The organism is Kocuria sediminis, from assembly GCF_009735315.1.
Lineage (GTDB): Bacteria > Actinomycetota > Actinomycetes > Actinomycetales > Micrococcaceae > Kocuria > Kocuria turfanensis.
In genome coordinates this window covers 94,613-108,089 of the sequence record NZ_WOGU01000008.1, presented here as the reverse complement: position 1 = coordinate 108,089, position 13,477 = coordinate 94,613, and the positions used below count along the sequence as shown (strand labels likewise).

The window sequence follows — 13,477 nt, the reverse complement described above, 5'->3', positions numbered from 1 at the left end:
AGCGGCCGTGGCCCGGCTCCTCCGGTGCGGCGCCGTGACGGGCTCTGCGCCGAGGACCCGCATCGTCGACCAGGGGCCTCGGGACCCGTCGTGACGCCGGGGGCCTTCCTCGTGCCCGCCGCCGGACGGTCCTTGACGCGGAAGCCGTCCCACCACAGTCTGTAGGCTGATGAACGGTAGCGCAGCACGAAGGACCGCGGGGGATGCGGAACTCGTGCCCGGACCGAGGATCTGGGGGAACGTTGGGGGAAACGGAACTTCTGCGGGCAGTCCCTGCCCGAGGACACGGGGAGCGCCGGACCGACGTCCTGCGCGAGGCAGGACTGCTGGGTACGTTCCCGGAGGAGCGGTTCGACCGCATCGTCCGGCTGGCGGCGAGGCTCACCGGCGTCCCGATGGCGATGATCAACCTGGTCGGTGAGCAGCAGTGGACGCGCGCCAGTCACGGGATCGACGGGGGCGTCACCCCGCTGGTCGACAGCATCTGCCGCCACGCGGTCGACCAGGGCAGCCGCCTGGAGGTGCCGGATCTGCGCCGCGACGACCGGTTCGTGGAGAACAGGTTCGTCACCGGGAGCCCAGGAGTCCGCTTCTACGCCGCGGAGACCCTCCAGGTGGCCGGTGAACCGGTCGGCACCCTCTGCGTCCTCGACACGCGGCCGCGCGAGCTCAGCAGGGACCAGCACGAGGTCCTGGGGGAGCTCGCGGCGTGGGCCGAGGCGGAGCTCAACAACAAGGCCCTCAACGACGCGGCCCGCGAGGCCCAGCAGAGCGACGCGCTGACGCGGGCGATCCTGCAGAGCGCGGGCGACGGCATCGTGGCCAGCGGCCCGGACGGCTCCGTCCTCCTCGTCAACCAGGCAGCGGCCGACATGCTCGGGTGGAGCCCCGCGGACCTCGAGGGACGCACCCTCCACGAGGTGGCCCACCACACCCGGCCGGACGGAACGACGTACCCGGTGACGGAGTGCCCCAGCCACCGGGCGATCGACGAGGGCCTGTCGCTGCCGCCCCACGAGGACCTGTTCTGGCGGCGCACGGGAGAAGCGCTGCCGATCGAGATGACCGTGACGTGCCTCGAGGACGTCACCGGCCACGGCGGGGCGGTGTCGGTCTTCCGGGACATCTCCGGACGCCGCGAGGTGCAACGGCTCAAGGACGAGTTCGTCGGCGTGGTCTCGCACGAGCTCCGCACCCCGTTGACGTCCATCGTGGGCAGCCTGAAGCTGCTCCACGCAGAGGTCGCGGCGCCCCTGGACGAGCGGCAGCGCCCGCTGGTCGACATGGCACTGCGCAACGCCCAACGGCTCGGCACGCTCGTCGACGACATCCTCGACATGGACCGGCTCGACGCGGGGCGCATGCCGCTGCGCGCCGTCGTGGTCGACGCCGTGGACCTCGCCCGCGGCGTCGTCGAGCAGCTCCAGGGCACCGCCGCCCTGGAGCAGGCCGAGCTCGTGCTCGATGCGCCCGCCACAGGGCTGCTCGTCCGGGCGGACCCGGCACGCCTGACCCAGGCCGTCACCAACCTGGTCGGCAACGCCCTCAAGTTCACCACCGGCGGCCGGGTGCGGGTCGGGGCACGCCGTGCAGGACCCGAGGTCCGGATCGAGGTGGCCGACACCGGGGTCGGCATCGCTCCCGAGGACATCCCGCTGCTCTTCGAGCGCTTCCGGCAGGTGGGCGGTGCGGATTCCGGCCCGCGCAAGGGCACCGGACTCGGACTCGCCATCACGAAGGCCATCGTGGAGCAGAGCGGGGGGCGGATCGAGGTGGTCAGCGCGGTCGGTGAGGGCAGCGTGTTCACCGTCGTCCTCCCCGCCGCGGAGCCGGGCACCGCACCGAAGGGGGGACGCGACGCATGACACGCACTCTTCTCGTCGTCGACGACGAGGCCGACATCCGTGAGCTCGCGAGGATGAGCCTCGAGCTCGTCGGCGGCCACCGTGTGCTCGTGGCGTCGTCCGGCCCGGAGGCTCTGGCCGCGGTCGCGGCGCACCGGCCGGACGCCGTGGTGATGGATGTGCAGATGCCGCACATGGACGGTCCCGCGACCTTGCACGCTCTGCGCGCCGCGGGGGGCCACGTGCCCCCGACCGTCTTCGTCACCGCGTCGGTGCTGGAGAACGAGCTGGCCGCGCTGCGGCAGATGCCGGTGGCCGGCGTGCTGACCAAGCCGTTCGATCCGATGACCTTCGCGGCGGAGCTCGAGCAGCTGCTGGGGTGGAGCCGATGACCGCGGTGAGCAGCCGCCCGGAGGAGCGGCTTCCGTACGGCGGCCGCCGGGCTCTCGTGGTCGACGACGACGACATGGTCGCCGAACTGGTCCGGCTGGGCCTGGAGACACAGGGCATCGAGGTGGTCACCGCGGCCGACGGCCACGAGGCGGAGGAACGGCTCACGGAGATGGTGCCGGACGTGGTCGTCTCCGACATCAACATGCCCCGCATGGACGGGTTCGCCCTCGTGAGCAGGCTGCGCGCCGATCCGCTCACGCGCAACGTCCCGCTCATCTTCCTCACCTCGCTCGACGGCTCGGAGGACGTGGCCCACGGCCTGCGTCTCGGGGCGGACGACTACGTCCGCAAGCCGTTCTCGCTCGACGAGGTCGTCGCCCGGGTGGTCGCCAAGCTGGACCGGCCCTCCGTGTCGGTGGACACCATGGTCAACGATGTGCGCACCAGCCTGCTCGGCCGCGCGGCGATGGAGAACGAGGTGCACCGCGAGATCGAGCGCGTCCGCCGCACCGGTCGCCCCTCGGCCCTGGCGCTGATCGACGTCGACGAACGGGCGCTGCTGCGCGAGCGACTGGGGCAGCGGGCCGACGAGGAGCTGGGGATGCAGATCGCGGAGGCGGTCACGAACGCGGCCTCCCCGCTCGACCGGCTGGGGCGCGACGAGGCGGGACGCCTGCTGTTCCTGGTGTCCGACGAGCACGAGTCCGGCACGCGGACCAGGCTGCGGGACCTGGCCGAGGCACTGGCGGGGCAGCGCCTGGTGGTGGCCGGGGAACCGGTGCGGGTCACGCCCGTGGTCGGCTGGGTGAGCCTGGACGACGCGAGCTCCGAGCTCGCCGCTGCGGAGGTCCTCGACAGGGCCCTGGCCGCCGCCGACGCCGCGAGCATGCACCTGGACCTCCAGCCGGTGCGGTGGAGCACCGATCTCGTGCCCACGGAGCCCCGGCAGCCCGGTGGCCTGCGTCGACGGATGACCGCTCTGCGCGCGACGCTCCGCACCCCGGCCCAGGTGCTGCTGTCGTTGCTGCTGGGCGTCGTGGCCCCGTTCTTCCTCTACACAGGCCTGTACCTGCTGGGCCTGGACGTGAGCGGTGTCATGTACCCGGCCGTGGTGGCGGCTCTCCTCATCACCGCGGTGTCCATCTGGACGGAAGGATTTCTCGCGCTGAAGCCGGACCGGCCGCCGGAGGAGCCCGCGACCCCGTACCCTGCCGCCTCCGCCGTCATCGCCGCCTACCTGCCCAACGAGGCGGCGACGATCGTGGAGACGGCCGAGGCCTTCCTGCGCCAGGACTACCCGGCCGACCTGCAGGTCATCGTCGCCTACAACACGCCTCGCCCCCTGCCGGTGGAGGAAACCCTGCGCGAGATCGCCGCCCGCGACCCGCGGCTCGTGCCCTACAAGGTGGAGGGGTCGACCAGCAAGGCGCAGAACGTCAACGCCGCCCTGGCGCGGGTCACCGGGGAGTTCGTGGGTGTCTTCGACGCGGACCACCATCCCGACGTCACGTCCTTCCGCCGCGCGTGGCGCTGGCTCTCCTCCGGCTACGACGTCGTGCAGGGGCACTGTCTGATCCGCAACGGCGACGCGTCCTGGGTGGCGCGCACCAACGCCGTCGAGTTCGAGTCCATCTACGCGGTCAGTCATCCGGGCCGCGCCCGGCTCCACCGGTTCGGGATCTTCGGCGGCTCGAACGGCTACTGGCGCACGAACCTGCTGCGCATGATCCGGATGCACGGGTCCATGCTGACCGAGGACATCGACTCCAGCCTGCGGGTCGTGGAGTCGGGGGGACGGATCGCCAACGACCCCGGCCTGATCTCGCGCGAGCTCGCACCGACCACGCTGCAGGCGCTGTGGAACCAGCGGATGCGCTGGGCACAGGGCTGGTTCCAGGTCTCGATGAAACACATGTCGCGGGCCTGGCGGTCCGATGCCCTGACCCTGCGGCAGAAACTGGGCATGAGCTTCCTGCTCGGGTGGCGGGAGGTGTACCCATGGATCTCGTTGCAGATGTTCCCGCTGCTCGGGTTCCTGGCCTGGCGCGAGGGCGGGCTGGCGGACCTGGACTGGCTCATCCCGTTGTTCGTGCTCAGCACGCTCTTCACGCTGTCGGTGGGACCGGGCCAGACCGTGTTCGCCCGGAAGCTGGGCGCGCCGGAGATCAAGCGGCAGCGCTTCTGGTTCCTGCGCTATCTGATCGTCTCGTCGGTCTTCTACACCGAGTTCAAGAACGTCATCGCCCGGGTGGCGCAGCTCAAGGAGTTCTCGGGCGAGCGGGAGTGGAAGGTCACGCCCCGTCCCGTCTCCCGCCCGGCACAGGGGGTCGAGGATGACTGAGCAGCCCGTTCATGACGCCGTCGCGGCGCTCTGGGAACGCTTCCGTCCCCTGGTGAGCTCACGCATCGAGACCCTCGAACGCTTCGCGGAGGGCGATCCCCGCCTCGGGGCGGGAGAGGCGGCGCGGGCGGCGCACAACCTGGCCGGCGCGCTGGGCAGCTACGGCCGCCACGACGGCTCCCGGACCGCGCGGCGGATCGAACAGGCCCTGCGCGCCGACACGCCGCTGCCGGAGGCATGGCTGCGCAACGAGGTCGCCCGTCTTCGGGCGGAGGTCCAGTAGGCGGTCGGTCACCAGGTGGCGGTGGCCACCGATTCCGCCGGCAGGTGCAGTCGGGCGGCCTGGCCGTTCCACCGCACGGTCACGGTCCGGGCGACGGCGGTGTCGTTGAGCAGCAGCAGCACGCGGCGGTCGTCGGGGGTGACGAACGCGGCCGTCTCGACGCCGTGGGGGCCGCCGGTGCTCTCCACCCGCTCCGAGCCCCGGGGCAGGTGGGCTCCGACGTGGGCCAGCAGCCAGAACTCCGTGGTCGGGGTGACCTCGGCCGTGCCCGGGTCGACGGTGAGCACGCCGCGGCAGTCCTGGCAGCCGCCGTTCCTCGGCCCGGCGGCCGGGTCCAGGGCGAGGTTCCACCACAGCACGGCCTGGGAGTGGTTGCGGAAGGCGCCGATGAGCATGTGCCGCATGCCCCAGCGCAGGTCCCCGGAGAACCCGCTGGTGCCGTCCCGTCCCGTGCACTCGGTGGTCCAGACCCGTGCCCAGGGGTATGCGCGAGCCACTGCCGACTGCTCCGAGACGTCCCCGGCGTAGCAGTGGAAGCCCGCCCCTGCGTAGGTGCCCGCCGGGGCGGTGGCGAGAGCCTCGACAGGTGCGGCGGCGTCGGCCCAGTTGTCGTCGTGGGCCAGGATCCCGACCGTGCTCAACCCGCGGGCGTCGAGCTCGGCACGCAGCCTGGTGGCGACGCGGACCTGCTGGTCGACCGGCATCCGGGTGGAGGGGTAGTCGGCGGTGGAGTGGCCGGGCTCGTTGACCACCGTCATGGCCGCGACCTCGAGACCCGCGGCGTGGAAGCCCGCGGCGGCCCGGGCCAGGTACACGGCGTAGAGCGACTCGTGGTCGGACAAGAGGCGGCCGCCGTGCGTGGTCCCGGAGTCCTTCATCCACGCGGGAGGGCTCCAGGCGCTCAGCACCAGGCGCAGGGAGGGATTGACGGCCTGGGCCTCGCGCAGCAGGGGGACGACGTGCTCGTGCTCCCGGGCGATGGAGAAGCCGTACAGTCCCCGGTCGGCCTCACCGGCCGGGAGGTCGTCGTAGGTGTAGTCGTCCAGGGCGAAGTCGCTGGCCCCCAGCGGGACGCGCACCACCGAGATGCCCGCCCCGTCGGTGGGGTGGAAGAGGTCGCGCAGGGCCGCCGAGCGGGCCTCGGCCGGCAGCCGGGAGAGCAGCCAGGCGGAGGACTCCGTCATGGCCGCCCCGACTCCCACGAAGCGCTGGTGCCTGGTGCCGTCGTCGACCACCACCGCGGCGGGGTTCTGCTCGTCCCGGCCGAACGCCACGCCCGGTTGCGTGGCCGCGCGTTCCTGCTGATCCCCGGTGGTCACCACCCAGCTGATCTCCGTGGACGAGGAGTCCCCTCGGGGCTCCGGCGGTGGCGTGGAGCAGGCTGCGGTCAGCAGCACGGTGCACAGCAGGACCGTGACGGTCCTCCTCCGGATCCTGATCAGCCGTCCGCCCACCGTGCCCTCCTCCGCCCACAGGAGTCTAGGCGCCCGGGCCGCCGCAGCCGGAACGGTCGGGACCGTGCGGTTCAGCCGCCGATGTACTCCCCGGTGATCGCGTCGACGGTGCCGGCCTCGATGCCCTCGCACTGGGAGACGCCTGCGGGGGTGACGGGGGTGTAGTTGAGGCAGAAGGCGTCGTAGTAGGGCATCCCGGACTGCCAGGCGGCGTAGGCCTCGTCGTAGCTGAAGTCCTGGGCCGGGAGCGCCCCGGGGCCGGGGTTCGCGCCGGGAGCGGTGGCGCAGGCGGCCGGGTCGGCGCTGTTGGTGGCGAGGTACTGGCCGAGGGCGTCCACGACGTCGACCTGCTGGCGGCCGGTGCCCATCTCCGTGCGGTAGCTGTCACAGAGCGCCACGGCCACGCCGGGGTCGTAGAGGTTCGTGCTCAGCCGGTGCACCGTGGGCCCGTCGCCGGTCCCGCCCAGGATGTCGATGCCGGTGAGCGCCCCGGCGAACCTCGCGCCGGCGTCCGTGCCCGTGAAGGCCGCCAGCGGATCGGCCGCCGGCGGATCCGCCGGCGGGTTGTTCGCGGAGCCGGCCTGGGTCGGCTCCGGCTCGGGGGCCGGGGCGGCCGCCTCCTCCGTGGGCTCCGAGGCCTCGGAGGTCTCGGTCGCCTCCGGGGTCCCCGAGGCCTCGGGGGCCGTGGCGGATGCGGACGGCGGCGCGGCCGGGGTGCTGGAGGAGCTCGCCTCGTTCCCCGGCTCCTCGGCTCCGTCGGAGCAGGCGGTCAGGGCGAGGCCGGTGGCGAGGACCAGGGCGACGAGGGGGGCCTTCTTGCGCACGGAGGACTCCTGCAGGGGCGGGGGCGGGGGACGTACTGCACACTGTAGGGCGCGCCCGCCCGGCAGCGGCGGAGGACGCCCCGCCTCCGTGTCAGCCGTCGAAGCGGATCCGGACCCCGTCGACCGGCTCGGGGAGCCCGTGGACGGCCGTGTGGTTGAGCACGGTGTTCCACACGGCGATCCGGACCTCCGTCTCCGTCAGGGCGGCCGGGCGGCCGGAGACGACCACGGCCCACTCCCGGCCCTCGCAGAGCACGTCGGCGCTGGCCACGGCGATGCCCCGGGCGGACAGGGAGCGGAGGACGTCGTCGCGCACCGGGGTCGCGGCGGTACGGGCAGTGCGGGCGATGACGGTCATGGCGGGTTTCCTTCCGGGAGAGCACGAGACGGCGCACTTCCTATTCAGCCGCATGGAATCGATTCTGTGATGCCCGCTCTTTGCAGGACAGCGCGGGGACACCGCTGTGGGCCCCTCGGCGGACGGGCGCACCGCGGAGCCGAATCCGAGCCGTTCGGCCCCGGTGGGCCGGGGAACCGCAGGGGCGTCTGGCCCGCGCCCGGGACCCGGCGGTCTGCCGACCCCGCGAGCGCCCGCCGGCGGGCGGCCCGATGGTAGCTTGGTGCTCAGTCCACGTACTTTTTCTCATCATCAACGGAGGCGGGCATGAGTCATTCGGTAGGCCCCAGCACGGGCGGCACCTCGGGAGCGGGGGCGGAGCGCACCGACCCCGGGACGGCGTCGATCCTGGATGTCGTCAAGGTCTTCGGCCGCCTGCTGCCCAAGCAGCTCAAGGACGAGGCGCAGCTCGCCAAGATCGAGCTCACGGAGAAGGCCAAGACGCTCGGGAAGGGCGCGGCCTTCGTCGTCGTCGGCCTGGTCTTCCTGCTGCTGGCCACCATCGCGCTCGTCGGCGCCGCCATCGCCGGCCTGTCGCAGGTGATGCCGGCGTGGCTGGCGGCGCTGCTGCTGGGCGTGCTGTTCCTGATCGTCCTGGTGGTCGCGGCGCTCATCGGAGTGGCCACGATCAAGAAGGCCATGCCGCTCGTCCCGCGCAAGGCCGTCTTCGGGCTGAAGTACGACCTCGGGGTGGTCAAGGAGGGCTCCGCCTACACGGAGGGCCGTGTCCAGCGCGAGGAGCAGCTGGCCCGCGAGCGCAAGGAGCAGGAGCGGCGCGAGGCGGCCCAGGACCCGTCCCGCCAGAAGCCCCCGGCGCCGACCGAGGAGCAGCTGCGGCACCGGCTGAAGCTGCGCCGCGAGCACCTCAAGACGCTGCGTGACGACGTCCAGGGCCGCGCCGAGACGATCCAGTCCACGACCAAGGGCTTCGTGGACCGCACGAGCCGCACGGTCCGGACCACGCCCAAGGACGTCAAGAGCCTCCTGGCCCAGGGCGGCGGGACCCGGTCCGGCGCGGGTCAGTCCGGTCTGGGGGAGCGCTGGCAGCCGCTCACCGTCCTGGCCGTGGCCGGCAGCGCGTTCCTCGTCTTCCTGCGCAGACTGTTCCGGTGACCACGGCGTCCACGGCCACCCCGTGGGCGCGGACACCGGCCGAAGGCCCGGAAGCCACCGGCTTCCGGGCCTTCGCCGTGCGTTCACCCGGCGGCCACGCGCCACGCGGACGGTCTCCGGCGGGCCTCGCTAGAATTCCGGGCGTGAGCACAGGTCGGTGGAAGTGGTGAGCCAGTGGTTGGCCGTGGTGCTGGCGCTGCTCTCGGCCCTGTGCCTGGCCGTCGGCACGCAGAAGCAAGGCAGCGCCGTGTCCGACCGCGCGCACGGCCGGCTGACCCCGCGGACCCTGGCGGCGCTGCTGCGCAACCACCGCTGGCTCCTCGGGCTGGGCCTGCTCGGGCTCGGCACCGCCCTCAACGTGGCGGCCCTCGGCCTCGCCACCGTGACGGTGGTCCAGCCGATCGGCGTCGTCGCCCTGGTGGTCACCACCTTGCTGCACGCCCGCCACCGCCGGCTGCGGATCAACCGGCGGACCTGGGCGGCGATCGGTCTGTGCACCGCCGGCGGCGCGGTCTTCGTCACCTGCGCGGTCGCGGCGACGGATCCGGCCCACGGGATCTCGGCGTGGGCGGAGCGCACCGTGGTCGTCATGCTCGTGGTCCTCGTCTGCGTCCTCGGCGTCGCCGCGGCGCTGTTCCGCCACGGCCTCGGCGGGACGTTCTACGTGGTGGCCGCCGGCATCCTCTACGGGTTCGTGGCGGTGCTGGTCCGGCTGACCATCACCCGGATCCAGGGCAGCACCGGTGGCCCGCTGGACGACGTCAACTGGCTCGCGATCGGCGCCGCCGCGGCGGCCGCCGCGCTGGGCGGGTGGTTCGTGCAGATCGCGTTCGCCTCCGGACCCCCGGACCTGGTCATCGCCGGTCTCACCGTGATCGACCCGATGGTGGGCGTTCTCCTGGGGCTGCTGGTGCTCGGCGAGGCCGGCCCCGGCTTCTCCGTGCTGACCGGCGTGCTCATGGCGCTGGCGGGAGGCGTTGCTATAGTCGGGGTCGCCGTGCTCTCGCAGCACCACCCGGAGGTGCTCGCACGCCGTGCAGAGCTCGCGCACCGGGACCGGCGCGCACCCAGCCGGCCGGGGCCGTGACCCGCAGGACCTGACCGACCAGCCGACCATCGACCGGGAAGCCACGCTTGAGCGCCGAGACCACGACCACCGACCGCCCCCTGACCGTGCTGCTGGGCGCCGAGACGTACCCGCCGGACGTCAACGGGGCCGCGCAGTTCGCCCACCGGCTCGCCCGGGGCCTGCACGAGCGGGAACACCGGGTGCACGTGGTCTGCGCCCGGACGGGCCGTGGGCCGTCCGTGCGCGCCGACGACGACGGCGTCGTCGAGCACCGCCTGCGCTCCCACCGCGCCTTCACCCACCCGTACTTCCGGCTCTGCTTCCCGTGGCAGGTGGCGGGGGACATCCGCCGGGTGTTCGACGAGGTGGCCCCCGACGTCGTGCACGTGCAGTGCCACTACATCCTGGGCCGGCTGCTCGTGCGCGAGGCCCGGCGGCGGGGCATCCGGACGGTGGGCACCAACCACTTCGTCCCGGAGAACCTGGAGCCGTTCCTGCCGTTCCCGCAGTGGTTCCTCGACCTCTACCGCAAGGTCTCCTGGCGGGACATGGTGCGGGTCTTCCGCCGGTGCGACGTGGTGACCGCCCCCACGCCGCTGGCCGTGCAGACCATGGTCCGCAACGGCTTCCCGGACACCGTGCTCGCCGTGTCCAACGGGATCCGGATCTCCGACTACGAGGCCCACCCCGGGGAGGGTGCGCACCGCGGTGCGCACCCGACCGTCCTGTTCACCGGCCGTCTCGCGGTGGAGAAGAACGTGGACGTCCTCATCGAGGCCATGTCCCTGCTCCCGGCCGAGCTCGGCGCCCATCTGGAGCTCGCCGGGGACGGGGAGCAGCGCGCAGGGCTGGAGAAGCTCGCGCGGGCCCTGGGCGTCGGCGACCGGGTGCACTTCCTCGGCTACGTCTCCGACGAGGAGCTGCGCGCCGCCTACCTGCGGGCCGACATCTTCTGCCAGCCCGGAACGGCCGAGCTGCAGTCGCTGGTCACCCTGGAGGCGATGTCGGCGTCCCGCCCGGTCGTCCTGGCCGACGCCCGGGCCCTGCCGCACCTGGCCGAGGACGGCGTCAACGGCTGGCTGTTCCGCCCCGGGGACGCCCGCGACCTGGCGCACAAGCTGGGCCTCGTGCTCGGGGCCGGCGCGGAGGAGCGGGCCCGGATGGGGCGGGAGAGCCGCCGCAAGGTGGCCCAGCACAGCTTCCCGCGCACGCTGGAGACCTTCCAGCGGATCTACCGCGGGGAGCAGCCCGATTCCGGTTCCGACCGCGGCGGGCGGCCGCGCCGGCTGCGGACCCGGCTGGGCGCCCTGGTGCGGTAACGTGGTCTGCGCCGCCGGCCCGCCCGGCGCGGGGCCGTAGCTCAGCTGGTCAGAGCAGAGGACTCATAATCCTTCGGTCGTGGGTTCAAGCCCCACCGGCCCTACTCCCGCACCCCTGTCACCGCGTTTCGCCGGTGGGAGGGGCGCTTCGCCGTCCCCGGCCGGGTGCGCGCCGCGGCCGGATGTGGTGCACTGGTGCTGCGAAGCACGCACCACCGACCGAGGGGATGACCGGATGACCCGCCACAGGCTGTGGAGGCCCCTGTCCCTCGCGGCGCTCGCGCTCGCCGCGCTGACCGGCTGCGACCTCGGCGCCGAGGAGATCCGGCAGGACGTCGAGCAGGGCGCCGAGGAGATCCAGCAGGAGGTCGAGCAGGGCGCGGAGGACGTCCAGCAGGGCGCCGAGGAGGGCGTCGAGGACGTCCGGCAGGGCCTCGAGGACGCCCAGGACGAGATCGGACAGAACGGGGGCGCTCAGGACCAGGGCGGCGACGACGGCTGAGCCGCCGCGCGCGGCCGCTCGGGAACGGGCAGCAGCACCGAGGGCTCCAGCGCACCGACGAACTGCAGCGGATTGAGATAGTCCCCGCCCCGGCGCACGCCCCAGTGCAGGCAGACTGCGGCCCCGCAGTGGTCGCGCCCGCGCAGCACGCCCAGCACCTGCCCGCGGCGGACCCGTTCCCCGCGCAGCAGAGCCGACTCGACGGGCTCGAAGCTCGAGCGCAGGCCGCCGCCGTGGTCCACCGTGAGCACCGGGCGGTCCACCACGAACCCCACGAAGCTCACGGTGCCGTCCGCGGGGGAGCGCACGGCCGCGCCCGGGGCCGCGGCCAGGTCCACGCCGCGGTGCCCCCGGCCCCAGCGCTGCGCCGGGGCGGCCCACTCGCCCACCACCGCCGGCCGCGGCACCAGAGGCCAGGCCCAGCTCCGCTCCCCGGAGGCCGGCAGCGGTGTCCCCACCAGGACGACGACGAGGGCCAGGACCACGGCGATCGGCAGGCGCGGCCGGCGGGTCGTGCGGGACCGGGGCGGGACGGGTGTCATGACCCCACCCTCGGCCGCGACGGCGCCGCGCGCGGGCCCACCCCGCCGCCTGTGGACGGTCCCGGGCGAAGCCCCGTCCGCGGCCGTGGGTGTGCAGGGGCAACGGGGCCCGTGTAGTACAGTTGACCCCGCAGTGTGCTCTCTGCGCCCCTCGCGGCGCGCCCTCGTGACCACTCCGGACCCGGCTCCGCGCCGGACCCGACGGCGCGGTGGCGAGCAGCTGACTTCGCGCGCAGCGCCGCCGGGATCTCCTGTCCCGGCCCGGCCGCCCCGGTCCGCGTTCCCCGTCCCGGCGGGGTGCGGTACGGCGGCCCGGCAGCGGATCCGCCTCGGTTCCGCTCACCGCTGCGCCAGGGGCTCGTCCGCCGGACGCAGCCGATAACCGTACCCGCGGGCCGGGCGTCGTCGCACGCCCTCCCGCACGAGAACAAGGAGACGACATGTCCGTCGTTACCATGCGCCAGCTCCTCGACAGCGGCGTGCACTTCGGCCACCAGACCCGCCGCTGGAACCCGAAGATGAAGCGCTTCATCTTCACCGAGCGCAACGGCATCTACATCATCGACCTCCAGCAGTCGCTGTCCTTCATCGACCGCGCCTACGAGGCCGTCAAGACCACCGTGGCCCACGGCGGCACCATCCTGTTCGTCGGCACGAAGAAGCAGGCGCAGGAGGCCATCGCCGAGCAGGCCACCCGCGTCGGCATGCCCTACGTGAACCACCGCTGGCTGGGCGGCATGCTCACCAACTTCACCACGGTCTCCAAGCGCATCGAGCGCATGAAGGAGCTCGAGGAGATCGACTTCGACGACGTCGCCGGCTCGCAGTACACCAAGAAGGAGCTGCTGCTCCTGCGCCGCGAGAAGGAGAAGCTGGAGCGCACCCTCGGCGGCATCCGCAACCTGACCAAGGCCCCGTCCCTGGTCTGGATCGTGGACACCAAGAAGGAGCACCTGGCCGTGGACGAGGCCCAGAAGCTGGGCATCCCGGTCGTCGCGATCCTCGACACCAACTGCGACCCCGACGAGGTCGCCTTCCCGATCCCGGGCAACGACGACGCCATCCGCTCCGTCAACCTGCTGACCCGCGTGATCGCCGACGCCGTGGCCGAGGGCCTCATGGAGCGCCACAACAAGAAGTCCGGCGGCGCCGAGCAGGCCGCCGAGCCGATGGCCGAGTGGGAGCGCGAGCTGCTCGAGCAGCACGCCGCCGAGCAGACCGCCGCCCCGGAGGCCTCCGCCGAGGCCCCGGCCGAGGCCGCCGCTCCCGCCGAGACCGCCGCCGAGACCGAGACCGCCGCCGAGTAGTCTCCGTTCATCGTCCGTTTTCCCCGGTGGGGCACCATCTCCACCGGACGCCGGCCGGGGCGCCCGCGCGCCCCGGCCGGCACCACCGA

At 73.2% G+C, this 13,477-nt stretch carries 13 protein-coding genes and 1 tRNA gene; 10 read left to right on the top strand and 4 right to left on the bottom strand.

Going from position 1 to position 13,477, the window contains the following annotated elements; genetic code table 11:
* Positions 1–242: 242 nt before the first annotated feature.
* The 4 genes from GMA12_RS10940 to GMA12_RS10925 are packed head-to-tail and all read left to right on the top strand — an operon-like array spanning position 243 to position 4,861.
* A complete protein-coding gene (locus GMA12_RS10940) occupies positions 243–1,865 on the top strand; it encodes a sensor histidine kinase (RefSeq protein ID WP_162459741.1) in 1,623 nt (540 codons plus the stop codon).
* Positions 1,862–2,236 carry a response regulator gene (locus GMA12_RS10935; RefSeq protein ID WP_156269539.1) on the top strand — a complete coding sequence of 125 codons (375 nt, stop codon included), beginning with the start codon at positions 1,862–1,864 and terminating at the stop codon, positions 2,234–2,236. The genes GMA12_RS10940 and GMA12_RS10935 overlap by 4 nt, the downstream gene beginning before the upstream one ends.
* Positions 2,233–4,578, top strand: a complete 2,346-nt coding sequence (locus tag GMA12_RS10930) for a response regulator (protein WP_156269538.1) — start codon at positions 2,233–2,235, stop codon at positions 4,576–4,578. The genes GMA12_RS10935 and GMA12_RS10930 overlap by 4 nt, the downstream gene beginning before the upstream one ends.
* Entirely contained in the window at positions 4,571–4,861 is a 291-nt protein-coding gene (locus GMA12_RS10925; protein ID WP_156269537.1) for an Hpt domain-containing protein, read from the top strand. The genes GMA12_RS10930 and GMA12_RS10925 overlap by 8 nt, the downstream gene beginning before the upstream one ends.
* Positions 4,862–4,869: 8 nt before the next feature.
* Here GMA12_RS10925 and GMA12_RS10920 read toward each other — a convergent pair whose 3' ends face one another.
* From GMA12_RS10920 to GMA12_RS10910, 3 genes are all read right to left on the bottom strand, one after another.
* Complete coding sequence (locus tag GMA12_RS10920) at positions 4,870–6,315, bottom strand: glycoside hydrolase family 30 protein (protein ID WP_156269536.1); 1,446 nt, start codon at positions 6,313–6,315, stop codon at positions 4,870–4,872.
* A 71-nt stretch (positions 6,316–6,386) separates the two neighbouring features.
* Complete coding sequence (locus GMA12_RS10915) at positions 6,387–7,139, bottom strand: hypothetical protein (protein ID WP_156269535.1); 753 nt, start codon at positions 7,137–7,139, stop codon at positions 6,387–6,389.
* 91 nt (positions 7,140–7,230) lie between these two features.
* Positions 7,231–7,497 (bottom strand): hypothetical protein, encoded by a 267-nt coding sequence (locus GMA12_RS10910; protein ID WP_156269534.1) that lies wholly within the window; start codon positions 7,495–7,497, stop codon positions 7,231–7,233.
* 306 nt (positions 7,498–7,803) lie between these two features.
* Between GMA12_RS10910 and GMA12_RS10905 the strand changes: the two genes are divergently transcribed.
* From GMA12_RS10905 to GMA12_RS10885, 5 genes are all read left to right on the top strand, one after another.
* Complete coding sequence (locus GMA12_RS10905; protein ID WP_156269533.1) at positions 7,804–8,649, top strand: phage holin family protein; 846 nt, start codon at positions 7,804–7,806, stop codon at positions 8,647–8,649.
* Between the two features lie 166 nt (positions 8,650–8,815).
* A complete protein-coding gene (locus GMA12_RS10900) occupies positions 8,816–9,736 on the top strand; it encodes a DMT family transporter (protein ID WP_370831246.1) in 921 nt (306 codons plus the stop codon).
* Between the two features lie 47 nt (positions 9,737–9,783).
* Positions 9,784–11,037 carry a glycosyltransferase gene (locus GMA12_RS10895; RefSeq protein WP_156269532.1) on the top strand — a complete coding sequence of 418 codons (1,254 nt, stop codon included), beginning with the start codon at positions 9,784–9,786 and terminating at the stop codon, positions 11,035–11,037.
* A gap of 30 nt (positions 11,038–11,067) precedes the next feature.
* Positions 11,068–11,141 (top strand) — tRNA-Ile (locus GMA12_RS10890).
* Between the two features lie 131 nt (positions 11,142–11,272).
* Positions 11,273–11,539, top strand: coding sequence for a hypothetical protein (locus GMA12_RS10885; protein ID WP_156269531.1), 267 nt, complete (start codon positions 11,273–11,275; stop codon positions 11,537–11,539).
* Here GMA12_RS10885 and GMA12_RS10880 read toward each other — a convergent pair.
* Positions 11,512–12,081, bottom strand: a complete 570-nt coding sequence (locus GMA12_RS10880) for a M23 family metallopeptidase (protein WP_156269530.1) — start codon at positions 12,079–12,081, stop codon at positions 11,512–11,514. The two genes, GMA12_RS10885 and GMA12_RS10880, sit on opposite strands and share 28 nt — an antisense overlap.
* 440 nt (positions 12,082–12,521) lie before the next feature.
* Between GMA12_RS10880 and rpsB the strand changes: the two genes are divergently transcribed.
* Complete coding sequence (gene rpsB / locus GMA12_RS10875; RefSeq protein WP_156269529.1) at positions 12,522–13,388, top strand: 30S ribosomal protein S2; 867 nt, start codon at positions 12,522–12,524, stop codon at positions 13,386–13,388.
* The last annotated feature ends 89 nt before the right edge of the window (positions 13,389–13,477 follow it).

What these genes read in the sequence shown, in the direction of transcription:
- GMA12_RS10930 (WP_156269538.1), top strand. Translation starts at nt 2,233, where the DNA reads ATGACCGCGGTGAGCAGCCGCCCGGAGGAGCGGCTTCCGTACGGCGGC.
- GMA12_RS10910 (WP_156269534.1), bottom strand. Translation starts at nt 7,497, where the DNA reads ATGACCGTCATCGCCCGCACTGCCCGTACCGCCGCGACCCCGGTGCGC.
- rpsB (WP_156269529.1), top strand. Translation starts at nt 12,522, where the DNA reads ATGTCCGTCGTTACCATGCGCCAGCTCCTCGACAGCGGCGTGCACTTC.
- GMA12_RS10925 (WP_156269537.1), top strand. Translation starts at nt 4,571, where the DNA reads ATGACTGAGCAGCCCGTTCATGACGCCGTCGCGGCGCTCTGGGAACGC.
- GMA12_RS10905 (WP_156269533.1), top strand. Translation starts at nt 7,804, where the DNA reads ATGAGTCATTCGGTAGGCCCCAGCACGGGCGGCACCTCGGGAGCGGGG.
- GMA12_RS10885 (WP_156269531.1), top strand. Translation starts at nt 11,273, where the DNA reads ATGACCCGCCACAGGCTGTGGAGGCCCCTGTCCCTCGCGGCGCTCGCG.
- GMA12_RS10880 (WP_156269530.1), bottom strand. Translation starts at nt 12,081, where the DNA reads ATGACACCCGTCCCGCCCCGGTCCCGCACGACCCGCCGGCCGCGCCTG.
- GMA12_RS10935 (WP_156269539.1), top strand. Translation starts at nt 1,862, where the DNA reads ATGACACGCACTCTTCTCGTCGTCGACGACGAGGCCGACATCCGTGAG.